Raw genomic sequence first — 25669 nt, 5'->3', positions numbered from 1 at the left:
GGCCCCAAACGTCCTGACGGAACCCGAAAGCCCGGCCTCGCGCCGGGCTTTCCTGATCTACAGGGGCCTGCGTGCGAACAGCACATTGGCCCCGCCGCACCTGTCATCGCCGTGAACGAAGGCGTCGACCTCGACCCCGTGACGGGACAGGATCGCGCGATATTCTGCGTCGGACAGGCTGGCGTGATAGACAACCTGTCCGTCGACGTGGCCGTGCCCCTCGCCCTCTTCGAGGCCAAGCGTCATCATCAGCACCCCACCGGGCCTCAGATACGCCAGAACCTTCGGCAAGGCGACGCGCTGCGCCGCCACGGTCAGGTGAAAGAAGCTGTGCCAGGCGATGATCCCGTCGAAGGTCCGCCCCAGATCAAGATGCCGCATGTCGGCCTGCACCCAGTCGGCCTGCGGCAGGGACGCCCGCGCCAATGCCAGCATCCCCGGCGCAAAATCTGCCCCCGTGACCCGGCAGCCGTGTTCCAGCAGCAGCCGCGCAACCGGCTGGCCAGATCCGCAGCCCAGGTCCAGCACCTCTGCCCTGGCGGGCAAGGCGTCGGCAAACCGGGCGACCCAGCCTGACTCCATCCCGCTGTCGCGTCGCTGGTGGTCAAAGGCGACGGCCACACGGTCATAGACCGCCTGCACGTCCTCGGGATCAGGTTTGGGATCGGGGCTCATGCCCGCCAGAACTGCACCGTCAGGATCGCGTAGACGGCCATCAGCTCAAGCCGGCCACACAGCATCCCGAAGCTCAGCAGCCACTTCGCGGTCGGGTTCAGCGGACCGAAGTTGCCCGCCGGGCCGATGGTGTCGCCCAGCCCCGGGCCGATATTGGCGATCGCCGTCGCCGCGCCCGAGATCGAGGTGACGAAATCCAGCCCCGTCAGCGCCAGCGCAACCGCAAGCAGGCCGAGCGAGACGACGAAAAAGACGAAGAAGCTCATCACCGATCCCATGACATCCGCCGGAATCGCCCGCCCGTCGAACTTGGGCTGGAACCGGCCATGCGGCATGTGGATGCGCTTGATCTGGCTGCGGATGGCCGCGATCAGGATCTGGTAGCGGAAGATCTTGACCGAACAGGCGGTCGACCCCGCGCAGCCCCCGACCAGCCCGACGAAGAAGAAGATGGTGATCAGGAACGGCCCCCACCCCATGTAGTCGACCGAGGCATAGCCCGTCCCCGACATGATCGAGGTGATGTTGAACAGCGCCTCGCGCAGCGATGTTTCCCAGTGGTGCGGGAAGATGTAGAGCAGCGCGAAGAAGCTGACCCCGACGAAGGCCCCGATCGTGTACATGAACGCCCGTACCTGGCTGTCCTGGAAGATGGCCCGCTGGTTGCCGTTCAGCAGCTGCACATACCGCACGAAGGGCAGCGCGGCGAGGATCATGTAAAAGGACGCGGCATATTCCATCGGCCCCGAGAAGGCCCCGAAGGACGCATCCTTGGTCGAAAAGCCGCCCGTCGAAATCGTCGTCAACGCATGCACCGTTGCGTCGAAGGCATCCATCCCGAGGAACAGGTAGGTCAGCGCACACAGCACCGTCAGCCCGACATAGACGACCGAGATCTGCGATGCGATCGAGGCCGCGCGGGGCAGGATCTTGCCCATGGTGTCGAAGGCTTCGGACCGGAAGATCTGCATCCCGCCCACGCGCAGTTCAGGCAGGAAGACCATCGCCACGACAATGATGCCGACGCCGCCCAGCCACTGCAGCATACCCCGCCACAGCAACAGCCCGCGCGGCAGGCTGTCGAGCCCGGAAAACACCGTCGATCCGGTGGTGGTCATCCCCGACATCGCCTCGAAGAAGGCGTCCGTGAAGGTCGCGTTCGTCTCGCCCAGCATGAAGGGCAGCGCGCCGAACACCGGAAGCAGCGCCCAGACGCCCGTGGTCAGCAGGAAGGTCTGCTGCAGCGACAGCGCCTCGTTGTTGCCGTTCTGGCAGGCCAGTGCGGTCAGCCCGCCGACGGCAAAGGTCAGAACCGCGCTTTCCATGAAGACCGGCCAGTGCCCCCGCCCCTCGGCCAGGTCGACCGCCAGCGGGATCAGCATCGTCAGGCCCAGACAGGCCACGAGAAGGCCGATGACATAGCCCACGGGGCGCATGTCGATGAAAGTCTGGTGGCGGGCGCGGGGAAGTGTTGGCGTCACGAAGATCGGTCCATGTGGAGCCCGGACGGGGGCGGGTAGCGCGGGCCGATATCGCACGGCCCGACGCGGACACTATGTCAGTCCGCCCGAAGAGTCAGGTGGTTTCGACCTGCGGCACGGCAAGGCCCCCGATCTGGGACAGAAGCGTCAGGATCCGCGGCAGCCCCTCGCCCGTCTTGAGGTTGGTGAACACGAAGGGCCGCGCACCGCGCTGCTGTTTCGCATCGCGCTCCATCACCGACAGGTCGGACCCGACATAAGGCGCCAGGTCCATCTTGTTGATGACCAGGATGTCGGACTTGGTGATCGCGGGGCCGCCCTTGCGGGGGATCTCCTCTCCGGCGGCGACGTCGATCACGTAGATCGTCATGTCGACAAGCTCGGGCGAAAAGGTTGCCGACAGGTTGTCGCCGCCCGATTCCACCAGGATCAGGTCCAGGTCGGGGAAATCGCGGTTCAACTCGGCAATGGCCGCCAGGTTGATCGAGGCATCTTCGCGGATCGCGGTATGCGGACAGCCCCCGGTTTCAACGCCCTTGATGCGGTCCGAGGGCAGAGCCTGCATCCGAACCAGCGCATCCGCGTCCTCGCGCGTGTAGATGTCGTTCGTCACCACGGCGAGCGAGACGTGATCGCGCAGCGCCCGGCAGAGCGCCGCGGTCAGGGTCGTCTTGCCGGCCCCGACCGGGCCACCAAGGCCAACGCGCAAAGGACCATGAGGGGATGGCATGGCGGTCTCCTTAACTTTGAAACAGGCGGGTGTTCAGGGTTTCGTGCCGCATCGACGCGATGTCGAGCAGGACGGCAGAGGTGCCGATCAGGTCGGTATCCCCCGGTTCGGCCTGCAGCGCCAGCCGTTCGATCAGCGGCATCAGCGCCAGGGTGATCCCCTGCCCCTCGGTCTGGCCAAGCGGCACAAGGCGGACGCAGGCCGACACGAGGTTCGCGGCGAAGGCCTGCAACGACAGCCGCAGGGTCAGCGGCAGCGGGATGTCCGACAGCCGCGCCGCGCGACCCAGGACCACCGGATAGGGCGCGTCGGGCAGATCATGGCCGTGCAGTGCGGTCAGGGCGCGGGCCAGCGCGGCCCCCATCCGGTCTGCCTCGACCAGCCGCTCGGCCGAGGGCGCCAGCGCGCGGGCCAGGTCGATCAACGCGCCCGGATCCCCGGCCTCGGCCCGCCAGGCGGCCGCCAGCAGGATCGCGTCGGACAGACCGGCGCCATGTTCAAGCGCAGTGGCAATCCAGGCCTGCGCCGATGCGGCATCCGTGATCTGCCCCTCGGCCACCGCCGTTTCCAGCCCGTGCGAATAGGAAAACGCCCCGACGGGAAAGGACGGGGACAGCCATTGGTGCAGCAGAAGCGCCGGGTCAGACGTCATCCGCCGCCTCGTCGCGCGGATCCGAATGGTCATGTCCATGACCGCCGTGCACATGCACGTGGCTGTGGTCATGCCCGTGGGTCCGACCCATGCCATAGGCGCCGCCTTCGGGAATGAAGGGTTCCGATATCGCGGCAACCTGCGCGCCAAGGCGCTGCAGCATGTCGGCCATGACCTTGTCCTGCCGGATCAGCAGGCGGTCGGGTTCGATCTGACAGGGGGTGTGACGGTTGCCGATGTGCCAGGCCAGCCGGATCAGGTCGGTGCCCCGGATCTCGATCAGGTCTTCCCTGGCCGCGATGACCTCGATCAGGGTTCCGTCTTCCAGAACGAAACAATCCCCGTGATCAAGCGAAACAGTTTCCGCAAGATCAACGAGGAAAGGCAGGTTCTGCACGGTGTGCAGGACTTTGCGTCGGAGAAACCGCGCCTCGTAGTCGAGGGTCACGAGGTCGGCGGGCCGGTCGACGCCGCGGTCTGCGACGCGTCGGATGGATCGGGCGGCGGGCGGGGTCGTCATGATCCCGCCCCTCGCCGGGTCGCCTGCAAAGGCGACAGGTCCGGTAACGTCCGGATCAGACGTAGAACATATCGCGGAAGACGTAGGCCGGGATGCCTTCGCGGCTGATGCCGATCTTCTTCAGCTCTGCGTCCGACAGTGCGTTCAGCTTGGCGATCTGGTCGGCCCGCGAACGGCGCTCCATGTAGGCGGTCATGCCGGCGCCAAAGGCCTGGAAGAAGTGTGCGATGCCGGAACGGAAGCCGGTGTCTGCGATATGCGTGGTCGTGTTTGCCATTGGGAACCTCGGTCGGGTTGTCTTCAGTTGTCTCCCTTGGCTTCCAAATTAGGTCAGCAGGCGCGACCTTACCATGATCAATAACGAAGGCCCGCCATGCGCCTGCTGCAATGCAGCAAAATTGCGGCTGTCGTGGCTGGTTATGATCCCCTGTCATGACGGTCCCCGATCAGAACATGAAATAGCGCTGCGCCATCGGCATCACCGTCGCGGGTTCGCAAGTCAGCAGCTCTCCGTCCGCGCGCACCTCGTAAGTCTCGGGATTCACTTCGACATGCGGCAACGCGTCGTTCAGCTTTAGATCCCGCTTGCCGATGGTACGGGTGTTGAGCACGGCGATCGTCTCTTTCTCGATCCCGTAACGGTCGCGCACGCCATCGGCCTGTGCAGCTGCAGAAACAAAGGTCACGGCAGAGTTCGTGACGGCCTTGCCGAAGGCGCCGAACATCGGCCGGGTATAGACCGGCTGCGGCGTTGGGATCGACGCATTGGGATCGCCCATCTGCGCCGCGACGATCGATCCGCCGATCAGCACCATCTCGGGTTTCACGCCGAAGAAGGCAGGCGACCAAAGCACCAGGTCCGCCCGCTTGCCTTCCTCGATCGACCCGATCTGATGGCCGATGCCGTGGGCGATCGCCGGGTTGATCGTGTATTTCGCAATATACCGACGGACCCGAAAATTGTCGTTGTCGCCGACCTCCTCGGCCAGCCGCCCGCGCTGCTTCTTCATCTTGTCGGCGGTCTGCCAGGTGCGGATCAGCACCTCGCCCACCCGCCCCATGGCCTGGCTGTCCGACGCGATGATCGAAAACGCGCCCATGTCGTGCAGGATATCCTCGGCCGCGATCGTTTCGCGCCGGATGCGGCTCTCGGCAAAGGCCACGTCCTCGGGGATCGACTTGTCGAGGTGGTGGCAGACCATGAGCATGTCGAGATGTTCGTCGATCGTGTTGACCGTAAAGGGCCGCGTCGGGTTGGTCGAACTGGGCAGTACGTGCGCCTCCCCACAGATCTTGATGATGTCCGGCGCATGGCCCCCGCCCGCCCCTTCGGTGTGGAAGGCGTGGATCGTCCGGCCCTTCATGGCCTTCACGGTGTTCTCGACAAAGCCGGATTCGTTCAGCGTGTCGGTATGGATCATCACCTGCACGTCATAGTCATCCGCAACCGACAGACAGCAATCGATGGCGCCCGGGGTCGTCCCCCAATCCTCGTGCAGCTTCAGCGCGCAGGCGCCCGACCGGATCTGTTCCTCCAGGGCGGCGGGTTGAGAGGCGTTGCCCTTGCCCGCGAAGGCCAGGTTCATCGGGAAGGCATCCGCCGACTGGATCATCCGCATCATGTGCCAGGGTCCCGGCGTCACGGTGGTCGCCAGGGTGCCATGCGCCGGGCCCGTGCCGCCGCCCAGCATGGTGGTCAGCCCGGAATGCAGAGCGTCTTCAATCTGTTGCGGGCAGATGAAATGAATGTGGCTGTCGAACCCGCCCGCCGTCAGGATCTTGCCCTCACCGGCAATCGCTTCGGTCCCCGGACCGACGATGATGTCGACGCCCGGCTGGGTGTCGGGGTTGCCAGCCTTGCCGATCTTGTGGATTCGCCCGTCACGCAGGCCGACGTCCGCCTTGTAGATGCCCGTCCAGTCGACGATCAGCGCATTGGTGATGACCGTATCGACGGCCCCGTCGGCGCGGGTCGTCTGCGCCTGCCCCATGCCGTCGCGGATCACCTTGCCGCCGCCGAACTTCACCTCTTCGCCATAGGTCGTCAGGTCGCGTTCGACCTCGATGATCAGGTCCGTGTCCGCCAGACGTACCCGGTCGCCGGTGGTCGGGCCGAACATCGCGGCATAGTCCGCACGTGAGATCTGGGTGGGCATGGCGGTCCTCCTGTTCGGGCGCTGCGCGCGCCCCGTCCGCGTGACTGTAATCCCCTGTCCAGATCGCTGAAAACCCCCGCGCCACTTTGGCAGGCATCACAGCTATCATGTGACCAAAAAACAGGCGGAAGTTAGCCCTTGCGAACCCGCCGCGACAGCCGTTTTCGGTTGGCACTGGCCTTGCGCTGAAGCGGACGCAGCGACGCATCTATGGCCCCGGGCGAACTTGCCCCATGCGCCAACGCCGTCGCGCCACGCATCCAGGCATCGGTGAAGGCGCTGGTTTTTTCGGTGACCATGCGCTCGGTCTCTCCGCGCGGCAGCGACCAGAGGCCCGCCATGCCTGACAGGCGCAGCGCCAGGACCACCTGCGCCTCGGCGCCAAGCCGGGCCATCGCCCAGCCGAGTTTCATCGTGTCGTAAAGGAAGGTAGTGGGGCCGATCATGGAGTTCTCCCCTCGGGCTTCCCTCATGCTGCGCCGCAGCATCCGAGTCGTCAAGCGGGAGAAATGGAATGGCAGCCTTGCGTCAGAGCGCGCCCATCACCTGCTGGTTGAAACCATAGATCACCCGCGCCCCGCCGACCGGGATCAGCTTGACCTCGCGCGACTGGCCGGGCTCGAACCGCACGGCCGTGCCCGCAGCGATGTCCAGCCGCATCCCGCGCGCCGCGGCGCGATCGAAATCCAGCGCCTCGTTCGCTTCAGCGAAGTGGTAATGCGACCCGACCTGGACCGGCCGGTCGCCGGTGTTGGCAACCATCACCGTGATCTGGTCGCGGCCTTCGTTCAGCGTGATCGTGCCGGCGGCGGTCATCACCTCTCCGGGGATCATTTGCGGCGTCCCTGTTCCACGCGCACCGGAACCGGCTGAGGTGCCGGAGCCAGCCCCAGGGCCGCTGCGATTTTTTCGATCAGTGTCATAATCTTGCCTCCCGTTCTTCGTGCGAATCCGTCAGCGGATCGGGTTGTGGACGGTCACCAGCTTGGTGCCGTCCGGAAACGTCGCTTCGACCTGCACTTCGTGGATCATCTCGGCGATGCCCTCCATGCATTGATCGACCGTGATCACCTGCGCGCCTTCCTGCATCAGGGTGGCGACGGACTTGCCGTCGCGCGCGCCTTCGACCACCGCGTCGGTGATCAGGGCGATGGCTTCGGGATGGTTCAGCTTGACCCCGCGCGACAGCCGCTTGCGCGCGACCTCCGCCGCCATGGAGATCAGAAGCTTGTCCTTTTCACGAGGGGTCAGTTGCATGGGTCACAAAGTCCAGGTCTTGGGAATGTCGGCGCCCGAAAGCGCCTGAATCGCAGGGATAATATGGCGGCGCAAAGCAAATCCGTCCACCGCCACCGCACGCGCGAACAGCACACCGGGCCGGATCACGCTGGCCCCGCCCGAAGGACCAAGCGCCGCGCGCAGCCGATCAAGGTATCGATCCGCATCCGGGGCGACCAGCAACAGGCTTGCCATGGCCCGGGCACCCTGCGCGACGGCGGCACGATCCAGCGTGGCCTGCAGGTCGCCCGAAAGCATCAGGTTGTCGGCAAAGATCAACTCGCCGCCGAAATTGATCCGCCAACGGTCCAGAAAATGTCCGGAATGCACAACTTCCCCCATGGCGCCACGACCGAAGATCAGTGGCTCGACCACCAGCAGACGGGCGTCCGGTGCAACCTCGGCCTCCAGCCGCCGGTCCAGCGCGCAATGATCGAAAAGGATGGTTTCCTGTGGCAGCCAGTCGACCCGCGCCCCTGCCGCAACGCGCAGCATCGTGCGCACCTGCCCGACCTCGCCCGGCTGGGCGCGATAGATCCGTTCGGCGGCCTGCGTGGTCAGGACCAGATGCGCACCCGCCTGGGCCTCGGCGGTCAGGGCAAACTGGTCGCCCCCCGTGACACCGCCGGCCGTGTTCAGCATCACCGCCTGCAGCGCGGTGGACGATCCGTGGGGGAACAATGCCTTGAGCGATCCGGACTGGTGCAGATCAGATATCCGCGACCGCCCGGCCCGCAACTTGGCCGACACCAGCATCCGCCCGCGCGCACGGGGCTGTGCGGGTCGCGCGGTCATCTCGCCGCGGGGCAATGTGGCCAGATCCTTGATATCCATCCCTCCCAGACCCGCCAAGATTAGCGGCTTTGCCGGTGCGCGCGACGAAAAAGCGCCACGGCGGGGGAAATCCGCCGTGGCGCCGGGCGATTGCACAAAACTAGCGCAGCCTCAGCGGATGTGATGCAGCGTCCCGAACAGGCGCGGGTCAAGGCTCGCCTGTTCGAAGGTCGGGCCTTCGGTCAGGATCGACACGGCGTCATGGCTGTGCAGGCTTTCCTGATGGCTTGCCACGATGCGGAAATCGCCGATCCGGTCGTCGCTTTCCAGCTGTTGCGCGAACAGGCGCGCCGCGTCTTCGACAAAGATCGGGTTGGCGGCGTTCAGCTCGGCAAAGGCCTGTTCGTCCTCGCGCTTCACCATCACCTGCGTCTCCGTCGGCACGGCTTCGCGGCACATTTCGATCAGGTCTTCGAACCACAGCCGATTGCCCCGGTTCAGCACGACCGAGATCCGCGCCACAGACCGCTGCGAATGCGGCGTCGCCAGCTGGCCCCGATCACGGCGAGCATGTTCCGACAGTTCAAGCGAGCACGGGCAGGTCGAGGAATAGACGTAATCCAGGTGCACAACGCGCAGACGTTCGCCAGCGGTTTCAACCAGTTCCAGCGAGATGTCGTAGTACTGGTACCCGGACAGGCCGGACCGCAGGCTTTCGACCTTGAGAGGATAGGAGAACCGCATCTGGATCCGCGCGTCCAAGCTGTCCAGATCCGCCTTGTAGTCGTCCAGCGCGGCCTCGATCACCTCGAAGGAGAAGGTCTTTTCGGCATGGGCATAGAAGGACCGCATGATGCGGCTCATATTGATGCCCTTCTTCTCGGCCTCAAGGCTCACCGTGCCGGTGACCGAACTTTCCAGCGCCATGGCTTCGCCGTCGCGGGTGCGATAGCGGATCGGCAGGCGGAAGTTCGAAATGCCGACATGCTGGATCATCCGGCGCGAGCCGCGGATCAGGCTGGCCGGGCCGTTCTGAAGATCCGGCATCGTCGCCTTGTAGGCGGCGTCCGGCTTGAACTCTGTCGGGTATTCATTTGAAAGAAGGGGATAATCCGCCCCATCCAGCATACGCGCGATCACCGGGTCAAGCCCGTTGACCTCGGCATCCGTGGCCGTCGCGGCCCATTTGCGCAGGGTCGCCAGCGCCTCTTCCGCCGCGTTGCGGTCGGGCGAAGGCTGCATGTCTTTCGGGTGAAGGTTCATCTGGCCCCCCTTTCGGCCTCGGGACCAACCTTATATAGGTCGGTCCCCGGCACATTGCCAATTTCGTCTATTACTACGGCGAAACCGGCACAGCGGATCACTTGGGGTCAGATCTGATCAAGCGCCTGCGTCAGGTCCGCGATCAGATCGTCGGCGTGTTCCAGCCCGACCGACAGGCGCACCGTGCCGTCGCCGATACCGATCAGGTCCTTCTGGTCCTGCGGCAGACGCTGGTGCGTGGTCGTCGCCGGATGCGTCACGATCGACTTTGAATCCGCGAAGTTGTTCGAGATCGTGAAAAGCTCTAGCGCGTTCAACAGCTTGAAGCACGCCTCCTTGCCGCCCTTCACATCGAAGGCGATGACCGTGCCGCCCGCTTCGGCCTGCCGCATGGCGACGGCGTGCTGCGGATGGCTGGGCAGCTGCGGATAGCGCACGCCCGCCAGCTTGGAATGACCTTCCAGCGTCTCGGCAATTTTCAGCGCGCTTTCGGCCTGTGCGCGGACCCGCAGGTCCAGCGTATCCAGCGCCTTCAGCTGCATCCATGCGGTGAAGGGGTTCATCGCGCCGCCGGTGTGCTTCATGTAGGCCTCGATCGGGCCGCGGATCAGATCCTTGCTGCCGCAGATCATGCCGCCCAGCATCCGCCCCTGCCCGTCGACGTGCTTGGTGGTCGAGATCACGCACAGATCGGCGCCCAGACGGGCCGAGCACGAAAAGATCGGTGTCGCCATCGCATCGTCGACCACGACCAGCGCGTCATGGGCATGCGCCACCTTCACGACATGCTCCAGGTCCACGACCTCGAGCGTCGGGTTCGAGATCCCTTCCAGGAACACCAGCGCCGTGTCATCGGTGATCGCCGCGTCCCAGGCCGCGTTGTCGGTGCCATCAACCAGCGTGACCTGCACGCCGAACCGCGCCAGCACATCTTCCAGCACGTAAAGGCAGGACCCGAACAGCGCCCGCGAGGCCACGACCTGATCGCCGGCCTTCAGCAGCGCGGTCAGCGCCCCGGTGACCGCCGCCATTCCGGATGTGCAGGCAAAGCCATCCTCGTAGCCGACGATCTCGCTCAGGCGGTTTTCGAACATCCGGACGGTCGGGTTGCCATAGCGGGCATAGATGAATTCGTCATCGCCCAGGTCCTTGAACCGGGCCTCGGCGGCTTCGGCACTGTCGTACACGAAGCCCTGCGTCAGGAAGATCGCCTCGCTCACCTCGCCGTACTGCGACCGGCGGGTGCCACCGTGAACCAGGGTCGTGCGCTTGTTCCACTTGCTCATCGTCATTCTCCGGGCCGACCTCTCGGGGGCGGGTCGGCAAAAATAAAACCCCCAGACGCGGCCAAGCGTAGGGGGTCCCCGACGGCTGGCCTTTTAGCGGAATGTTTTACGTGGCCCGCAATCCGGCAACAAATCACCACGCGCGTTCTGTAACGCCGCGCCCGAGGCAGGGTCAAGCGTTACCGTCCTGTCACCAAAGCATCATCGCCCTTTTGCATCGCCGCCCTAGAAAAGCCGCGAAGGATCTGATCGGGGATGCGCCGATGGCCTTGGCCAGGATCAATGTCACCAACGGTCGGCTGGCCGAGCATCGGACGGGACGCCCCGTCGAGATCGCACTGGCGCCGCACCTGCCAGGGACCGCCCCGGTGATCGTGATGATCCACGGCTTCAAGTTCACCCCCGGTGGCGGGCGCAACTGTCCGCATGACCATATCCTGTCGCTGCGCGGCGACAATCCCTGCTGGAAGGCCCGGAGCTGGCCCGCCGGGCTGGGACTGGACACCTCCGACACGCTTGGAATTGCCTTTGGCTGGGCCGCGCGCGGGTCGATCTGGCAGGCCTATGACCGCGCGGCCGAGGCCGGACGGGCCCTGGCCCGGATGATCCGGCTGCTGCGCGACAAGGCCCCCGACCGGCCCGTCCATATCCTGGCCCATTCGCTTGGGGCACGGGTTGCCCTGTCTGCCCTGCCCTATCTACGCGCGGGCGATCTGGACCGCGTGGTTCTTTTGGCCGGGGCCGAATTTCGCGCCACCGCCCAGGATCTGACGGACACGCCGGCCGGGCGCAGGGCGCAGATCATCAGCATCACGAGCCGGGAAAACCGCCCCTATGAACGGCTGATGGAACGCCTTCTGGGCGGTCCCGCGCGCGGACGGTGCATCGGCCGCGACGCCCCCGGAACGCCCAACTGGCTGACCCTGCCACTGGATGCCGACCATGTGCTTGCGGCGCTGCGGGCGCTTGGCCACCCGATCGCCCCGCCGCAGCATTGGGTCTGTCACTGGTCCAGCTACCTGCGACCCGGTGTGTTTTCGCTTTATGCCGCGCTGCTGGCCGACCCAAGCCCGTTGCCGATCACCCGGCTGCGGCGGCTGATCGAGCGCCCGGCCCCACAGTCCGCCCGCTGGCGGCCCGATTGGTCGCAGATCCCGCTGCCCCTGCCCGGCGCTGGTCGCGCCGCCGGATGACGCCCAGGCAAAAGGGCCGATGCATCGCACCGGCCATTTTGCATTCGATCAAACAGATGTCAGCGGCGGCGGTCGCGCCGCGAGGACATGGGCTGGAACGCCACGCCCACATGCGCCTCGCAATAGGGTTTGCCCGCCTGCACCGGCAGGCCGCAGAACCAGAACTTTTCCGTCGCCGGGTCACCGACGGGCCATTTGCAGGTCCGCTCGGTCAACTCCATCAGCGACAGCTTCTTGGCCTTCTTTTCGATCTCGTTGACCTTGGCCAGCGCCTCGGGGCTGATCTCGTTGGCCGAAGGCTGCGGCGGCAGGGGCTGGCCTGCGGGCACGATGGCCTTGCGCGACGGCACGCCCGCGGGCGCGGCCGACATGGTGCGGGGCTCGTCGTCGTCCTCTTCCACCTCGGGTTCCGGGGCGGGCGCGGGCGCGACCTTGGGCGCGGCCTTTGCCTTGGGTTCGGGCTTGGGCGCCGCGGCGGGCGCCGAGGAGGCCGCCCCGCCGGTCCGGTTGGACAGGCCAAGGCGATGCACCTTGCCGATCACCGCATTGCGGGTCACGCCGCCCAGCTCCTTGGCAATCTGGCTGGCGGACTGGCCTTCGGTCCACATCTTCTTCAGCAGCTCGACGCGTTCATCGGTCCAGGACATGGACGGCATCCTCTTTTCGTATCGTTTCGCGCAGGCGGTCCCCACGACCGGCCCGGGCTATCAAGTCAAAGGCGGCACGTATCCCGTACCGCCCCCAAGTCGTCCCTATTCTAGTCACCCACCCCGGAGATACAAGGGACCGATTCGTGCACCTCTTCCTTTGCGTCGTGATTCTGCCGACAAAGGGGGGTGCAGGCCCTTGCGCCGGCCCTCACCATGACTATAACGCGCTCAATTTGCGCTGACCGGGGATGACCATGCCGAAAAGAACCGACATCAAATCGATCATGATCATCGGTGCGGGGCCCATCGTCATCGGACAGGCCTGCGAATTCGACTACTCTGGCGCCCAGGCCTGCAAGGCCCTGCGCGAAGAAGGTTACCGGGTCATCCTGGTGAACTCGAACCCGGCCACGATCATGACGGATCCGGGCCTCGCCGACGCCACCTACATCGAACCGATCACCCCGGAGGTCGTCGCCAAGATCATCGAAAAGGAACGCCCCGACGCGCTTCTGCCGACCATGGGCGGCCAAACCGGGCTGAACACCTCTCTCGCGCTGGAAGAGATGGGCGTGCTTGAGAAATTCGGGGTCGAGATGATCGGCGCCAAGCGTGAAGCCATTGAAATGGCCGAAGATCGCAAGCTGTTCCGCGAGGCGATGGACCGGATCGGCCTGGAAAACCCCAAGGCCACGATCATCACCGCGCCCAAGAAAGACGGCAAGTTCGACATCAAGGCCGGCCTCGCCGAGGCGCTGGACGCGCTTGAGGAAATCGGCCTTCCCGCGATCATTCGTCCCGCCTTCACCCTGGGCGGCACCGGCGGCGGCGTGGCCTACAACCGCGAAGACTACGAATACTATTGCCGCTCGGGCATGGAGGCCTCGCCCGTCGGCCAGATCCTCGTCGACGAATCCCTTCTGGGCTGGAAGGAGTACGAGATGGAAGTCGTGCGCGACCGCGCCGACAACGCCATCATCGTCTGTTCCATCGAAAACGTGGACCCCATGGGCGTGCATACCGGCGATTCCATCACCGTGGCCCCTGCCCTGACCCTGACCGACAAGGAATACCAGGCGATGCGCTCGGCCTCGATCGCGGTCCTGCGCGAGATCGGCGTGGAAACCGGCGGGTCGAACGTGCAGTGGGCCGTGAACCCCGCTGACGGCCGCATGGTCGTGATCGAGATGAACCCCCGCGTGTCGCGGTCCTCTGCGCTCGCGTCGAAGGCCACCGGCTTCCCGATCGCCAAGATCGCCGCGAAACTGGCCGTCGGCTACACCCTGGACGAGCTCGACAACGACATCACCAAGGTGACCCCGGCCTCGTTTGAGCCGACCATCGACTATGTGGTCACCAAGATCCCCCGCTTCGCCTTCGAGAAGTTCCCCGGATCGAAACCGCACCTGACCACCGCGATGAAATCCGTGGGCGAGGCCATGGCGATCGGCCGGTCCTTCCACGAGTCGCTGCAAAAGGCGCTGGCCTCGATGGAAACCGGGCTGACCGGTCTGGACGAGATCGAGATCGACGGCGCCCCCGACAAGGCCGCCATCGTCAAGGCGCTGAGCGAACAGACCCCCGACCGCATCCGCGTCATCGCCCAGGCCATGCGCCACGGCCTCAGCGACGACGAGATCCAGGGCGTGACCTCGTTCGACCCCTGGTTCCTGGCCCGCATCCGCGAAATCATCCGCGCCGAGGCTGAAATCAAGGTGAACGGCCTGCCGGTGACCGAGGAAGGCCTGCGCAAGTACAAGATGATGGGCTTCACCGACGCGCGTCTGGCCAAGCTGTCGGCCCGCGACGAGGACCAGGTGCGCCGTGCCCGCCACAACCTTGGCATCACCGCCGTCTTCAAGCGGATCGACACCTGCGCCGCCGAATTCGAAGCGCAGACGCCCTACATGTATTCGACCTACGAAGAGCCCATGATGGGCGAGGTCGAGGACGAGGCGCGCCCCTCGGACCGCAAGAAGGTCGTGATCCTCGGCGGCGGTCCCAACCGGATCGGCCAGGGGATCGAGTTCGACTATTGCTGCTGCCACGCCTGTTTTGCGCTGACCGACGCGGGCTATGAAACCATCATGGTCAACTGCAACCCGGAAACCGTGTCGACCGACTATGACACCTCGGACCGGCTGTATTTCGAACCGCTGACCTTCGAGCACGTGATGGAGATCCTGCGCGTCGAACAGGAAAAGGGCACGCTGCACGGTGTGATCGTCCAGTTCGGCGGCCAGACGCCGCTGAAGCTCGCCAATGCTCTTGAAGCCGAAGGCATCCCGATCCTCGGCACCACCCCCGACGCCATCGACCTGGCCGAGGACCGCGAGCGGTTCCAGGACCTGGTGAACCGCCTTGGTCTCAAGCAGCCCAAGAACGGCATCGCGCATTCCGACGCCGAGGCTTTGGAAATCGCCGAAGGCATCGGCTTCCCGCTGGTCATTCGCCCATCCTACGTGCTGGGCGGCCGCGCGATGGAGATCGTGCGCGACATGGACGGGTTGAAACGCTATATCCGCGATGCGGTGGTCGTGTCCGGCGACAGCCCCGTTCTGCTAGACAGCTATCTCGCCAATGCGACCGAACTGGACGTCGACGCGCTGTGCGACGGCACCGACGTCCATGTCGCGGGCATCATGCAGCACATCGAAGAGGCCGGCGTGCATTCGGGCGACAGCGCCTGTTCCCTGCCCCCCTATTCGCTGAGCGAAGAGATCATCGCCGAGGTGCGCCGCCAGACCGTCGCCCTGGCGAAGGAACTCAACGTCGTCGGCCTGATGAACGTGCAGTACGCAGTCAAGAACGGCGAGGTCTACCTGATCGAGGTGAACCCGCGCGCCTCGCGCACCGTGCCCTTCGTGGCCAAGGCGGTGAACAGCCCCGTCGCATCCATCGCCGCACGGGTCATGGCCGGCGAAAAGCTGGCGACCTTCGATCTGGTCGACCCGATGATCAAGCGGTTTGCGGTGAAAGAGGCCGTGCTGCCCTTCGCCCGCTTCCCCGGCGTCGACACGATCCTCGGCCCCGAAATGCGCTCGACCGGCGAGGTCATGGGATCCGACACCACCTTCGCCCGCGCCTTCCTCAAGGCGCAGTTGGGCGCCGGAAACGACCTGCCGACCGGCGGCCGCGTCTTCATCTCGATCCGGGACGAAGACAAGACCGAAGCGATGATGGAGGCGGCTCAGACGCTCGCCACCAACGGCTTCACGCTTGTCGCAACCCGCGGCACCGCCGCCTGGCTCAAGGGTGCCGGAATCGGCTGCGAACTTGTGAACAAGGTCTATGAGGGCCGCCCGAACATCGTCGACCAGCTCAAGGACGACCAGATCGCCCTGGTGCTGAACACGACCGAAGGCCAGCAGTCGATCGAGGACAGCCGTGAAATCCGGTCCGTCGCGCTTTACGACAAGATCCCGTATTTCACGACCGCCGCCGGCGCCCAGGCCGCCGCCCAGGCCATCGCCTCGCGCGATATGGACAGCCTCAAGGTGACCTCCCTGCAGGAGCTCGCGGGCGCATGATCCGCGTGACGCTCGCCTTCATCGCCCTTGCCGCGCTGGCCAGCTGCGCCGGATCTTCACTGATCCCGGGACCGCTCTGAGCACCGCAAGGCAGTGTGAAATCAAAAGGTTCCCCCTCTGAACAGGGGGGTTCCTTTCGAATGTAAAAATCTCCATAAGCAGCCGACACTCTGCATTTCTGGAGATTTGAATGAAACTGATTTCTCTTGCCTTCGCCGCGCTGGTCGCAGGCACCGTCGCCGCCCAGGCGAATACCATCCGATACACCTACGATACCGAAGCAGACCAGACACGTACTGCATTCTACCCAGTCGACATCACCTCCGGGCCAAACACCGGAAACTCCTATTACGGAACGACGGGCTATGTAAGCGGTACTCTGGACATCGACACCAGCGGTTCAGCCGACGCCATCTTGGGCTACAACCTGAACACGCGCCTGCCACACGGCTATCCCGAAGGATCGATCTCTCCGACGAGCGGGAACTTTGTGGTTAATGCAAACCTGAACCTGTCTTTCGGTGACGGCAGCATTGCAACTGTGAGCGGCGCGACGATCACACTGACCAAGATTTTCAGCTTCGACACGCGCTTCGGCCCGTCCTCGCTCATCACAAACTATGACCCGAATGATGACACGCTCTATCCGTTCGAAATGCTGCTGAATCTCGTGCGCCAAACCGACGGCAGCTACAACGTGACGCGTCTGCAAATGACCTGCAAACCAGACTATTTCCACGGTGGCGCCTGCAACAGTTACTCGCAAAGCAATTTCGCCAACTGGGACAGCACGTCCGGCGCTGCAGTCTCAGGTGTCCTGCTCTCCGAGAATCAAGGACAAACGCCCGCCGTCCCGCTGCCCGCCGGCGGCGTTCTCCTGATCACCGGCCTGGCCGCACTCGCCCTGCGCAAGCGCAAGGCCTGACCGCTTCGGCCCGGCGACCCCGCCGGGCCACCGCGCCGTCCCCTGCTTCCCCTGGGTCCATATCCCGGGTGTGAATTGGACCCGCAGGGGCCAAGAGAGGGCAGCGCCCTCTGATCTCACATCTTGTTCACGCGCGACGACAGGTCGTCGGCCGACTCGACCCGTTCGGAATAGCGGTCGACCAGGTAATCGGCCCGACCCCGCACCAGCCAGGTGAACTTGACCAGCTCCTCCATAACGTCGACCACCCTGCGATAGAACGGTCCCTCGGGCAGCCGGTCGCCTTCGTCGTATTCCAGGAAGGCGCGCGGGATCGAGGACTGGTTGGGGATCGTCACCATCCGCATCCAGCGCCCCATGATCCGCATCTGGTTCACCGCGTTGAACGACTGCGATCCGCCCGACACCTGCATCAGCGCCAGCGTCTTGCCCTGCGTCGGACGGATGCCGCCCATGCTCAGCGGCAGCCAGTCCACCTGCAGCTTCATCACCGCCGACATCGCGCCATGCTGTTCCGGCGTCGACCAGACCATGCCCTCGCACCAGACCGCCAGCTCGCGCAGCTCGACGACCTTGGGATGCTCGTCCTCTGCCGGATCGTACAGCGGCAGCCCCGAGGGGTCGAAGATCCGTGTCTCGCAGCCCAGGGCGCGCAGGATCCGCGCGGCCTCATGCACCGTCTTCTTCGAATAGCTCTGCGGCCGCAGCGCGCCGTACAGCAGCAGGATGCGCGGGGCGTGGCGCGGATCGCCGGGCGCGGCCAGCATGTCGATGTCGATCGCGGGCAGGCTGTGCGGGTCCAGCGCGGGCAGGTCGTCTTGGGTCAAGGGGGGCTCCGTTCGCAGGGTCGTGTCCCCCATCTAGGGTGATGTCGCCGCATGTGCACCCCCGGAACGCCCCATGGCGCCGATTGCCTACTGGACAGCCCTGCCGAACCCGGCCTAATTCCCCCATGGCCAAGCTCTACTTCCATTACTCCACCATGAACGCGGGCAAATCGACCGTCCTGCTTCAGGCATCGCACAACTATATCGAACGGGGCATGCAGACCTATCTGCTGACGGCCAAGCTGGACACCCGTGCCGGACAGGGCCGCATCGCCAGCCGCATCGGCATTGGTGCCAAGGCGGATACCTTCGCCCCCGACACGGACCTATTTGCCAAGATCAAACGGCGGCTGGGCGACGGCCCCTGCGCCTGCATCTTCCTGGACGAGGCGCAGTTCCTGACCCGCGATCAGGTCTGGCAGCTTGCCCGCGCCGTCGATGACCTGCGCGTGCCGGTGATGTGCTATGGTCTGCGGGTCGATTTCCTGGGCCACCTGTTCGAGGGATCCGCCGCGCTGCTGGCTCTGGCAGATGAAATGCGCGAAGTTCGCACAATCTGTCATTGCGGCAAGAAGGCCACCATGGTCGTGCGCCGCGGGCCCGACGGTCGCGCCCTGCGCGAAGGGGCGCAGGTCCAGGTCGGCGGCAACGAGACCTATGTCTCGCTCTGCCGGCGCCACTGGCGCGAGGAAATGGGCGACCCGGTGTCCTGAACCGGGAACCAAGCCCGGTCTGGGCCGTTTGAGAGGGCAATCTAGGAAAGGCACTGCCACATGCAAATCTTCCGCTGCCCTGCCTGCGCCGCGCCGGTCTATTTTCATAACCTCGCCTGCACCTGCGGTCAGCCGGTGCTGTTCGACCCCGAACGGCAGGTGATGCAGTCCGAGGGCCAGCCCTGCGTCAACCGTGACGACATCGGCTGCAACTGGCTTGCCGAAATGGACGGGCTTTGCCGGTCCTGCGCCATGACCGAAACCGTGCCGGACCTGCGCGAACCCGACAACCTGCCCATGTGGAATTACAGCGAGTTGTCGAAAAGATGGGTCACCGCCAACCTGGGCCGTTGGGGCTGGTTCACCGCCGCCGACCACGGCGCGCGCCCGACCTTCAAGATGCTGTCGGAAAAGACCCTCGCCGGTGCGGAAAACGTGACCATGGGCCATGCTGACGGGCTGATCACGATCAACGTCACCGAGGCCTCCGAAGCCGTGCTGGCCAAACGCCAGGAAGATCTGGGAGAGCTGTACCGGACCATGACCGGCCACATCCGGCACGAGGTCGCGCATTTCCTGTTCCTGCGGCTGGCCGAAGATCCCGGCTTCCTTGACGGGTTCCGCGCGCTCTTCGGCGACGAGACGGCGGATTACGGCGCCGCGCTCGAGGCGCATTATGAAAACCCCCGGCCCGCCGATGACGACCACATCACCAGCTACGCCACCGCCCACCCGCACGAGGACTGGGCCGAAACCATCGCGCATCTGCTGCACCTCGTCGACCTGATCGACAGCGGGGCGGCGGCGCAGCTGTCGCTGCCTGACGGGTTGATGCCGGGCTATGACGCCTATGCCGATCCGGACACCGACACCGTGATCTCGCGCGCGGTGGACCTGTCGATCGCCGTCAATCACGTCAACCGGGCGCTGGATCTGGCGGATGTCTATCCCTTCGTCCTGCCCGACGGGGTGCGCCGCAAATTCGCCTTTGCCCACAAACACCTGCGGCTGAACGGCTAGGGGCGCCGATCTGCCGAAATTTGCGGCACGCTTGCATTGACGCCCGCCCGCTTTATCGTCGAAGGGGCCTGTACCGGTGGCACGATGGTGTTCCCGGGATAGGCTGACCGGCAGCGCGACCAAGCGAAAGACAGGCCCATGGCGATCCACGCAAGCATCTATCACCTGACCCATTACAAGTACGACCGCCCGGTCACGCTGTCGCCGCAGATCATCCGGCTGCGGCCCGCACCGCATAGCCGGACACGGGTGATCTCCCATGCGCTGCGCGTCAGCCCCGGCGGGCATTTCGTGAACCACCAGCAGGATCCCTATGGCAACTGGATGGCGCGCTTCGTCTTCCCCGAACCCGTGCGCGAATTCAAGATCGAGGTCGACCTGGTCGCCGACATGACGGTCTACAACCCCTTCGACTTCTTCGTCGATGAAACGGCCGAAACCTGGCCTTTCGACTATCCTGCGGAACTGGCCGAGGACCTGTCGATCTACCGCAGGCCCGAACCCGTCTCCCCGGCCCTTCAGGCCTTCCTCGACACCATCGACCGGACCGAGGCGCGCACCGTCGATTTCCTGGTGGAGCTGAACCGCCGCGTGTCCGAGGCCGTCGAATATACCATCCGGATGGAACCCGGGGTCTATTCCCCCGAGGAAACACTGACGATCGGCTCCGGGTCCTGCCGCGACTCGTCCTGGTTGCTGGTGCAGGTGCTGCGCAACCTTGGTTTCGCGGCGCGGTTCGTGTCGGGCTACCTGATCCAGCTGAAGCCGGATCTAGAGGCGCTGGATGGTCCCTCGGGCACCGACCATGATTTCACCGACCTGCACGCCTGGACCGAGGTCTATCTGCCCGGCGCGGGCTGGATCGGCTTTGACCCGACCTCGGGCCTGATGACCGGAGAGAGCCACATCCCGCTGGCCGCCACGCCGCACTACCAGAACGCAGCCCCGATCGCGGGCGGCTTTTCCTCGGCCGGCGCGCCCGAGGTCGACTTCAACTTCGATATGCAGATCAAAAGGGTGGCCGAACATCCCCGGATCACCAAGCCCTTCTCGGACGAGGCCTGGGACCGGCTGAACGCCCTTGGCCGCCACGTCGACGACCGGCTGGAAAAAGGCGACGTGCGCCTGACCATGGGGGGCGAGCCGACCTTTGTGTCGATCGACGACTTCGAGTCGGGCGAATGGAACACTGATGCTGTCGGGCCCCAGAAACGCGGGCTGGCCGACACGCTGATCCGCCGCCTCAAGGACCGGTTCGCGCCGGGCGGGTTCCTGCATTACGGACAGGGCAAGTGGTATCCCGGCGAAAGCCTGCCGCGCTGGACCTTTTCGCTTTACTGGCGCACCGATGGCCAGCCGGTCTGGAAGAACACCGACCTGATCGCCCGCGAAACCGGAGGCACCCAGCCGACGGCCGAGGACGCGGGCCGTTTCATGGGCCGCTTTGCCGAAGCGCTCGGGCTGGAGGCCGATTACGCGCAGCCCGCCTATGAGGATCCCGCCGAATGGATCCTCAAGGAAGCCAACCTGCCCGCCAACGTCACGCCCGAAAACTCCAAGCTCAAGAACCCCGAGGACCGCGCCCGTTATGCCCGCGTCTTCAACCGCACCCTGACCGAGGCGGCGGGTTATGTCCTGCCAATCCAGCGGTGGCAGGGCAAGGCGTCGAAATGGCAGTCCGAGCGCTGGAAACCCCGGCGCGGCAAGCTGTTCCTGGTCCCCGGCGACAGCCCCGTCGGCTTCCGCCTGCCGCTCGGCTCCCTGCCCTATATCGCCCCGGCCCATTATCCCTATTCCTATCCCGCCGACACGACCGAGGATCGCGGCCCCCTGCCCGATTTCCACGCCGATGTTGCCGCACGCCGCCAGGCCCTGGCCGAGGAGATCGCCCGGATCGAAGCCGAAGAGGCCGAGGAACGCGCGCGCCTTCTGCCCGAGGAAACCAAGGACCGCACCCAGACCGGCGAAACCACCCCGGCGCCCGAAGTCAGCGAACAAAAGATCGTCCCCCAAGGCGAAGGCAACGACCCCGCCTTTGGCGCCGTCCGCACCGCCATCGCCATCGAACCGCGTGACGGACGGCTGTGTCTTTTCATGCCGCCCTGCGACCGGCTGGAGGATTACCTTGAACTGATCGCCGCGGCCGAGGAAACCGCCGCCGATCTGAACATGCCGATCCATATCGAGGGCTATTCGCCCCCGTCCGATCCGCGCCTGAACAACATCCGCGTCGCCCCCGACCCCGGCGTGATCGAGGTGAACATTCACCCCGCCCACAACTGGGACGACTGTGTCGCCACCACCGAGGCGATCTATGAAGAGGCCCGCCAGTCCCGCCTTGGCGCCGACAAGTTCATGATCGACGGACGACATACTGGAACGGGGGGCGGCAACCACATCGTCTTCGGCGGCTCGACCACCAACGACAGCCCCTTCCTGCGTCGCCCGGACCTGCTGAAATCGCTGATTCTGACGTGGCAGCGGCATCCCTGCCTCAGCTATCTTTTCTCGGGTCTCTTCATCGGCCCGACCTCGCAGGCCCCCCGGATCGACGAGGCGCGGCACGACACGCTCTACGAACTGGAAATCGCGCTATCCCAGATCCACGCCCCCGGCGACGGCACCCCGCCGCCGCCCTGGCTGGTCGACCGCCTGCTGCGCAACATGCTGACCGACGTCACCGGCAACACGCACCGGGCCGAGATCTGCATCGACAAACTTTATTCACCCGACGGCCCCACGGGCCGCCTTGGCCTAGTCGAATTCCGCGGGTTCGAGATGCCGCCCGATCCGCGCATGTCGCTGGCCCAGCAGGTCCTGCTGCGCGCCATCATCGCGCGTTGCTGGGAAAACCCGGTCAAGGGCAAGCCCGTCAGATGGGGCACCGTCCTGCACGACCGCTTCATGCTGCCGCACTACCTGTGGGAAGACCTGCTCGACCTGCTGCGGGACCTGCGGGATCATGGCTATGACCTCGACCCCGTGTGGTTCGAGGCGCAGTCGGAATTCCGTTTCCCCTTCTGCGGCCAGATCGAGGCCGAGGGCGTGCACCTCGAGGTCCGGCAGGCGTTGGAGCCCTGGCACGTGCTGGGTGAAATGGGCGCGATCGGCGGTACGGTGCGCTACACCGACAGTTCCGTCGAACGGCTGCAGGTCAAGCTGACCACGCTGCACCAGGACCGGTATCGCGTCATGTGCAACCAGCGCCCCGTGCCGATGGCCAAGACCCAGACTTCGGCGACTTCCGTGGGTGGCATCCGCTTCAAGGCCTGGCAACCGGCCGAGGCGCTGCACCCGACCCTGCCGGTCAACGCGCCGCTGACCATCGACATCTACGACGACTGGACGGGCCGCGCGCTGACGGGCTGCACCTATCACGTCGCCCACCCGGGCGGGCGCAACTACGACACCTTCCCGGTCAACGGATACGAGGCCGAGGCGCGCCGACTTGCGCGGTTCGAACCCCATGGTCACACGCCCGCGCCCTATCGCCCCGCCCCGGAAATCCCCCATCCGGAGTTCCCGATGACCCTTGACCTCCGGCGTCCAACAGGATTGGGATAACTTCTTTACCGGAGGGTCCATGGATAAGCCGACGAAGACCGGCGCGGACAGCCCCCTGCTCAGGGGATATGCGCCCGTGCAGGGCGTGGCGGACGAGTTGTTCGACCGCGACGGCAACATGCGCCCGGTCTGGAAGAAGTTCGTCGCCACGCTGTCCAACCTGTCCGAGGAAGAACTGCGCGCCAAGTTCGAACGCGGCCGCCAGTACCTGCGCGATGCCGGGGTCTATTTCCGCCAGTATTCGCAGGATCCCCTGAACGAACGCGAATGGCCGCTGGCCAATATCCCCGTGTTGCTGCACGACAGCGAATGGGATGAAATCTGCGCGGGCCTAAGCCAGCGAGCCGAGCTTCTGGAACGGGTGATGGCCGACCTTTACGGCCCGGCCACCCTGTTGCGCGACGGACACCTGCCGCCCCGGCTGATCACCGAGAACAGCCATTGGAAACGCCCGATGGTCGGGGTCGAACCGCGCGGCGGGCACTACCTGCATTTCCTCGCCTTTGAAATCGGCCGGTCCCCCGACGGCAGCTGGCTGGTTCTGGGCGACCGGACACAGGCGCCTTCGGGCGCGGGTTTCGCGCTGGAAAACCGCATGGCGATGCGGCGGATCTTTCCCGAAGATTACCCGCGCGCCTACACGCACCGGATCGCCGGGTTCTTCGAAGGCTTCCGCAATGCCTTGCAAAAGCTGGCCGGCGACGGACGCAGCGAACCGCACCAGTTCGGCCTGCTGACCCCCGGCCGCGCCAACGACGCCTTCTTCGAACACCTTTATATTGCGCGGTACCTCGGCTTGCTGCTTCTGGAAGGGGAAGACATCCTTGTCCAGAACGGTCAGGCCATGGTGCGCACGATCGAAGGGCCGGTGCCGCTTGGCCTGCTGTGGCGTCGCATCGACGCAAGCTTTGCCGACCCGCTGGAATACAATCCCGAAAGCTGGATCGGCGTGCCGGGCCTGATGGACGCGGTGCGGTCAGGCAATCTGGCGATGGTCAATGCGCTCGGCTCGGGCGTGCTGGAAACACGGGCGCTGATGGCCTTCCTGCCGCGCATCAGCGAGGTGCTGACCGGCCAGACCCTGGCCCTGCCCAACATCGCGACGTGGTGGTGCGGCGACGACAGCGCCCGCGCCTATGTGCGCGACAACATGGACCGGATGCTGATCGCCCCGGCCCTGTCGGGCGACCTGCCCTTCGACAGCAATTCGGAAACCGTGCGCGGGGCCGAACCCGAGATCCGGCAGTTGCTGGATGATCCGGCCCCCGACCTTGTCGGGCAGGAGGCGATATCGCTGTCGACCACCCCCGCCTGGATCGACGGCGAAGATGGCCCCCGCCTGACCCCCTGTCCGACCACCATCCGGGTCTTCGCCGCGCGCACCGAACGCGGCTGGACCTTCATGCAGGGCGGCTATGCCCGCATCGGCCCGCCGGGTGATGCGACCGCCCTTGCCATGCAACGCGGCGGCAGCGTGTCGGATGTGCTGATCATCTCGGACGACCGGGTGCCGGACACGGCCAGCACCAAGGCAAGCCCGGACCCTTCGGGCCACCGGTCGGTCCGGACCGAAGCCGTGGCCCTGCCCGCCCGCGCCGCCGACAACCTGTTCTGGCTGGGCCGCTACATGGTCCGGTTCGAAGACGTCGCCCGCCTGCTGCGGGCCTACAACCTGCGGCTGGCCACGACCGACAGCGACGACGACCCGATTTTGGCCAGCATCGCGGACTACCTTGAGCCTATGGGCGTCGATGCCACGCAGGCGATCCCCGACGGGCTGATCGACCGGCTTCAGGCCGCGCACAACTGCGCCGGCCGGATCCGCGACCGTTTCTCGACCGACGCGTGGTTCGCGCTCAACGACCTGATCCGCACCACACGGCAGATGTCCGAAACCGCAACGCCCGGCGATGATGCCGCCCGCGCGATGAGCGTGCTGCTGCGCAAGACCGCCGGTTTTTCGGGCGTGGTGGTCGAGAACATGTACCGCTTCTACGGCTGGCGGTTCCTCAATATCGGGCGATCGATGGAACGCTGCGACACGCTGGCCGCGATCCTGGAACACTTTGCCGATCCGGCGGCGCCCGAAGGCGCGCTCGACATCGCGCTTGAAGTCGGAGACAGCACCATGGCGCACCGCCGCCGCTATGCGCTGGAGCCGACGCGCGATACCGTAGTCGACCTGCTGGCCCATGACGCCGGCAATCCCCGCTCGCTTCTGTTCCAGCTGCGCGAGATGCAGGAATTCGCCGAAGGCATGCCCGGCGCCAATCGCACCGCCCGCCCGACACCGCTGGTGCGCGAACTGCTGCCCCTGCGCACGCGGCTCGAGGTTGAACTTCCCTCGGATCTGACCCCCGCCGGACTGGCCGAGGTGCGCGAGGCGCTGGCGCGCATGTCCGACCGCCTGTCGGAGGCGCATCTGCGATAAG

23 protein-coding genes and 1 riboswitch are annotated in these 25669 nt (G+C 65.4%); of the genes, 7 read left to right on the top strand and 16 right to left on the bottom strand.

Going from position 1 to position 25669, the window contains the following annotated elements; all coding sequences use genetic code 11:
- Positions 1–57: 57 nt before the first annotated feature.
- The 14 genes from E4S58_RS14100 to E4S58_RS14040 all read right to left on the bottom strand — a co-directional run bounded on the left by E4S58_RS14100 (position 58) and on the right by E4S58_RS14040 (position 10815).
- Positions 58–675, bottom strand: a complete 618-nt coding sequence (locus tag E4S58_RS14100) for a class I SAM-dependent methyltransferase (protein ID WP_136637095.1) — start codon at positions 673–675, stop codon at positions 58–60.
- Complete coding sequence (locus tag E4S58_RS14095; protein ID WP_136637592.1) at positions 672–2111, bottom strand: TrkH family potassium uptake protein; 1440 nt, start codon at positions 2109–2111, stop codon at positions 672–674. Before E4S58_RS14095 ends, E4S58_RS14100 begins: the two co-directional genes overlap by 4 nt.
- 139 nt (positions 2112–2250) lie before the next feature.
- Positions 2251–2886: an urease accessory protein UreG gene (ureG, locus tag E4S58_RS14090; RefSeq protein ID WP_136637094.1), complete on the bottom strand. Its 636-nt coding sequence runs from the start codon at positions 2884–2886 to the stop codon at positions 2251–2253.
- Between the two features lie 10 nt (positions 2887–2896).
- Complete coding sequence (locus E4S58_RS14085) at positions 2897–3538, bottom strand: urease accessory protein UreF (RefSeq protein ID WP_136637093.1); 642 nt, start codon at positions 3536–3538, stop codon at positions 2897–2899.
- Positions 3528–4058 (bottom strand): urease accessory protein UreE, encoded by a 531-nt coding sequence (locus tag E4S58_RS14080; protein WP_136637092.1) that lies wholly within the window; start codon positions 4056–4058, stop codon positions 3528–3530. The genes E4S58_RS14085 and E4S58_RS14080 overlap by 11 nt, the downstream gene beginning before the upstream one ends.
- Before the next feature lie 55 nt (positions 4059–4113).
- Complete coding sequence (locus tag E4S58_RS14075) at positions 4114–4335, bottom strand: DUF1127 domain-containing protein (RefSeq protein WP_136637091.1); 222 nt, start codon at positions 4333–4335, stop codon at positions 4114–4116.
- 169 nt (positions 4336–4504) lie between these two features.
- Complete coding sequence (ureC, locus tag E4S58_RS14070) at positions 4505–6214, bottom strand: urease subunit alpha (RefSeq protein WP_136637090.1); 1710 nt, start codon at positions 6212–6214, stop codon at positions 4505–4507.
- Between the two features lie 131 nt (positions 6215–6345).
- Positions 6346–6660 carry an antifreeze protein gene (locus E4S58_RS14065; RefSeq protein ID WP_136637089.1) on the bottom strand — a complete coding sequence of 105 codons (315 nt, stop codon included), beginning with the start codon at positions 6658–6660 and terminating at the stop codon, positions 6346–6348.
- 82 nt (positions 6661–6742) lie between these two features.
- A complete protein-coding gene (locus tag E4S58_RS14060) occupies positions 6743–7048 on the bottom strand; it encodes an urease subunit beta (protein WP_136637088.1) in 306 nt (101 codons plus the stop codon).
- Entirely contained in the window at positions 7045–7137 is a 93-nt protein-coding gene (locus E4S58_RS18120; RefSeq protein ID WP_338101529.1) for a PA1414 family protein, read from the bottom strand. The genes E4S58_RS14060 and E4S58_RS18120 overlap by 4 nt, the downstream gene beginning before the upstream one ends.
- A 31-nt stretch (positions 7138–7168) precedes the next feature.
- Positions 7169–7471 carry an urease subunit gamma gene (locus tag E4S58_RS14055; protein WP_136637087.1) on the bottom strand — a complete coding sequence of 101 codons (303 nt, stop codon included), beginning with the start codon at positions 7469–7471 and terminating at the stop codon, positions 7169–7171.
- 3 nt (positions 7472–7474) lie between these two features.
- On the bottom strand, positions 7475–8326 hold the full coding sequence (locus E4S58_RS14050) for an urease accessory protein UreD (RefSeq protein ID WP_240789566.1): 852 nt from the start codon (positions 8324–8326) through the stop codon (positions 7475–7477).
- Between the two features lie 111 nt (positions 8327–8437).
- Complete coding sequence (gene folE2 / locus E4S58_RS14045; protein ID WP_136637085.1) at positions 8438–9529, bottom strand: GTP cyclohydrolase FolE2; 1092 nt, start codon at positions 9527–9529, stop codon at positions 8438–8440.
- A gap of 107 nt (positions 9530–9636) precedes the next feature.
- Positions 9637–10815, bottom strand: coding sequence for an aminotransferase class V-fold PLP-dependent enzyme (locus E4S58_RS14040; protein WP_136637084.1), 1179 nt, complete (start codon positions 10813–10815; stop codon positions 9637–9639).
- Between the two features lie 73 nt (positions 10816–10888).
- A riboswitch (SAM riboswitch) is annotated at positions 10889–10965 on the bottom strand.
- Positions 10966–11078: 113 nt separating this feature from the next.
- Here E4S58_RS14040 and E4S58_RS14035 point away from each other — a divergent pair.
- Positions 11079–12008 carry an alpha/beta hydrolase gene (locus E4S58_RS14035; protein ID WP_136637083.1) on the top strand — a complete coding sequence of 310 codons (930 nt, stop codon included), beginning with the start codon at positions 11079–11081 and terminating at the stop codon, positions 12006–12008.
- A gap of 59 nt (positions 12009–12067) precedes the next feature.
- Here E4S58_RS14035 and E4S58_RS14030 read toward each other — a convergent pair whose 3' ends face one another.
- Positions 12068–12655, bottom strand: coding sequence for a GcrA family cell cycle regulator (locus E4S58_RS14030; RefSeq protein WP_136637082.1), 588 nt, complete (start codon positions 12653–12655; stop codon positions 12068–12070).
- Positions 12656–12912: 257 nt separating this feature from the next.
- Between E4S58_RS14030 and carB the strand changes: the two genes are divergently transcribed.
- Positions 12913–16188, top strand: coding sequence for a carbamoyl-phosphate synthase large subunit (carB, locus tag E4S58_RS14025; RefSeq protein WP_136637081.1), 3276 nt, complete (start codon positions 12913–12915; stop codon positions 16186–16188).
- 190 nt (positions 16189–16378) lie between these two features.
- Positions 16379–17113, top strand: a complete 735-nt coding sequence (locus tag E4S58_RS14020) for a VPLPA-CTERM sorting domain-containing protein (protein ID WP_136637080.1) — start codon at positions 16379–16381, stop codon at positions 17111–17113.
- Positions 17114–17229: 116 nt separating this feature from the next.
- On the opposite strand, the gene arsH is transcribed toward E4S58_RS14020, so the two are convergent.
- A complete protein-coding gene (gene arsH / locus E4S58_RS14015) occupies positions 17230–17973 on the bottom strand; it encodes an arsenical resistance protein ArsH (protein WP_136637079.1) in 744 nt (247 codons plus the stop codon).
- A gap of 92 nt (positions 17974–18065) precedes the next feature.
- Between arsH and E4S58_RS14010 the strand changes: the two genes are divergently transcribed.
- The 4 genes from E4S58_RS14010 to E4S58_RS13995 all read left to right on the top strand — a co-directional run bounded on the left by E4S58_RS14010 (position 18066) and on the right by E4S58_RS13995 (position 25668).
- Positions 18066–18653, top strand: coding sequence for a thymidine kinase (locus tag E4S58_RS14010; protein WP_136637078.1), 588 nt, complete (start codon positions 18066–18068; stop codon positions 18651–18653).
- A 60-nt stretch (positions 18654–18713) separates the two neighbouring features.
- Positions 18714–19673, top strand: a complete 960-nt coding sequence (locus E4S58_RS14005; RefSeq protein WP_136637077.1) for a zinc-binding metallopeptidase family protein — start codon at positions 18714–18716, stop codon at positions 19671–19673.
- A 138-nt stretch (positions 19674–19811) separates the two neighbouring features.
- Positions 19812–23237, top strand: a complete 3426-nt coding sequence (locus tag E4S58_RS14000) for a transglutaminase family protein (protein ID WP_136637076.1) — start codon at positions 19812–19814, stop codon at positions 23235–23237.
- Between the two features lie 19 nt (positions 23238–23256).
- Complete coding sequence (locus E4S58_RS13995; RefSeq protein WP_136637075.1) at positions 23257–25668, top strand: circularly permuted type 2 ATP-grasp protein; 2412 nt, start codon at positions 23257–23259, stop codon at positions 25666–25668.
- Position 25669 lies beyond the last annotated feature (1 nt).

Source organism: Pseudooceanicola onchidii, assembly GCF_004959925.1.
GTDB classification, from domain to species: domain Bacteria; phylum Pseudomonadota; class Alphaproteobacteria; order Rhodobacterales; family Rhodobacteraceae; genus Pseudooceanicola; species Pseudooceanicola onchidii.
The sequence above is the reverse complement of the archived record's forward strand: the minus strand, read 5'-3'. Positions and strand labels throughout refer to the sequence as shown.

Bases quoted from the DNA above. Each gene is read 5' to 3' on its own strand.
- E4S58_RS14075 (WP_136637091.1), bottom strand. From the start codon at position 4,335: ATGGCAAACACGACCACGCATATCGCAGACACCGGCTTCCGTTCCGGC.
- ureC (WP_136637090.1), bottom strand. From the start codon at position 6,214: ATGCCCACCCAGATCTCACGTGCGGACTATGCCGCGATGTTCGGCCCG.
- E4S58_RS14000 (WP_136637076.1), top strand. From the start codon at position 19,812: ATGGCGATCCACGCAAGCATCTATCACCTGACCCATTACAAGTACGAC.
- E4S58_RS18120 (WP_338101529.1), bottom strand. From the start codon at position 7,137: ATGACACTGATCGAAAAAATCGCAGCGGCCCTGGGGCTGGCTCCGGCA.
- E4S58_RS14100 (WP_136637095.1), bottom strand. From the start codon at position 675: ATGAGCCCCGATCCCAAACCTGATCCCGAGGACGTGCAGGCGGTCTAT.
- E4S58_RS14095 (WP_136637592.1), bottom strand. From the start codon at position 2,111: ATGCGCCCCGTGGGCTATGTCATCGGCCTTCTCGTGGCCTGTCTGGGC.
- E4S58_RS14050 (WP_240789566.1), bottom strand. From the start codon at position 8,326: ATGGATATCAAGGATCTGGCCACATTGCCCCGCGGCGAGATGACCGCG.
- folE2 (WP_136637085.1), bottom strand. From the start codon at position 9,529: ATGAACCTTCACCCGAAAGACATGCAGCCTTCGCCCGACCGCAACGCG.
- E4S58_RS14040 (WP_136637084.1), bottom strand. From the start codon at position 10,815: ATGAGCAAGTGGAACAAGCGCACGACCCTGGTTCACGGTGGCACCCGC.
- E4S58_RS14080 (WP_136637092.1), bottom strand. From the start codon at position 4,058: ATGACGACCCCGCCCGCCGCCCGATCCATCCGACGCGTCGCAGACCGC.
- E4S58_RS14055 (WP_136637087.1), bottom strand. From the start codon at position 7,471: ATGCAACTGACCCCTCGTGAAAAGGACAAGCTTCTGATCTCCATGGCG.
- E4S58_RS14010 (WP_136637078.1), top strand. From the start codon at position 18,066: ATGGCCAAGCTCTACTTCCATTACTCCACCATGAACGCGGGCAAATCG.
- E4S58_RS13995 (WP_136637075.1), top strand. From the start codon at position 23,257: ATGGATAAGCCGACGAAGACCGGCGCGGACAGCCCCCTGCTCAGGGGA.
- E4S58_RS14030 (WP_136637082.1), bottom strand. From the start codon at position 12,655: ATGTCCTGGACCGATGAACGCGTCGAGCTGCTGAAGAAGATGTGGACC.
- E4S58_RS14005 (WP_136637077.1), top strand. From the start codon at position 18,714: ATGCAAATCTTCCGCTGCCCTGCCTGCGCCGCGCCGGTCTATTTTCAT.
- E4S58_RS14020 (WP_136637080.1), top strand. From the start codon at position 16,379: ATGAAACTGATTTCTCTTGCCTTCGCCGCGCTGGTCGCAGGCACCGTC.
- E4S58_RS14065 (WP_136637089.1), bottom strand. From the start codon at position 6,660: ATGATCGGCCCCACTACCTTCCTTTACGACACGATGAAACTCGGCTGG.
- arsH (WP_136637079.1), bottom strand. From the start codon at position 17,973: ATGGGGGACACGACCCTGCGAACGGAGCCCCCCTTGACCCAAGACGAC.
- carB (WP_136637081.1), top strand. From the start codon at position 12,913: ATGCCGAAAAGAACCGACATCAAATCGATCATGATCATCGGTGCGGGG.
- E4S58_RS14035 (WP_136637083.1), top strand. From the start codon at position 11,079: ATGGCCTTGGCCAGGATCAATGTCACCAACGGTCGGCTGGCCGAGCAT.
- E4S58_RS14060 (WP_136637088.1), bottom strand. From the start codon at position 7,048: ATGATCCCCGGAGAGGTGATGACCGCCGCCGGCACGATCACGCTGAAC.
- E4S58_RS14085 (WP_136637093.1), bottom strand. From the start codon at position 3,538: ATGACGTCTGACCCGGCGCTTCTGCTGCACCAATGGCTGTCCCCGTCC.
- ureG (WP_136637094.1), bottom strand. From the start codon at position 2,886: ATGCCATCCCCTCATGGTCCTTTGCGCGTTGGCCTTGGTGGCCCGGTC.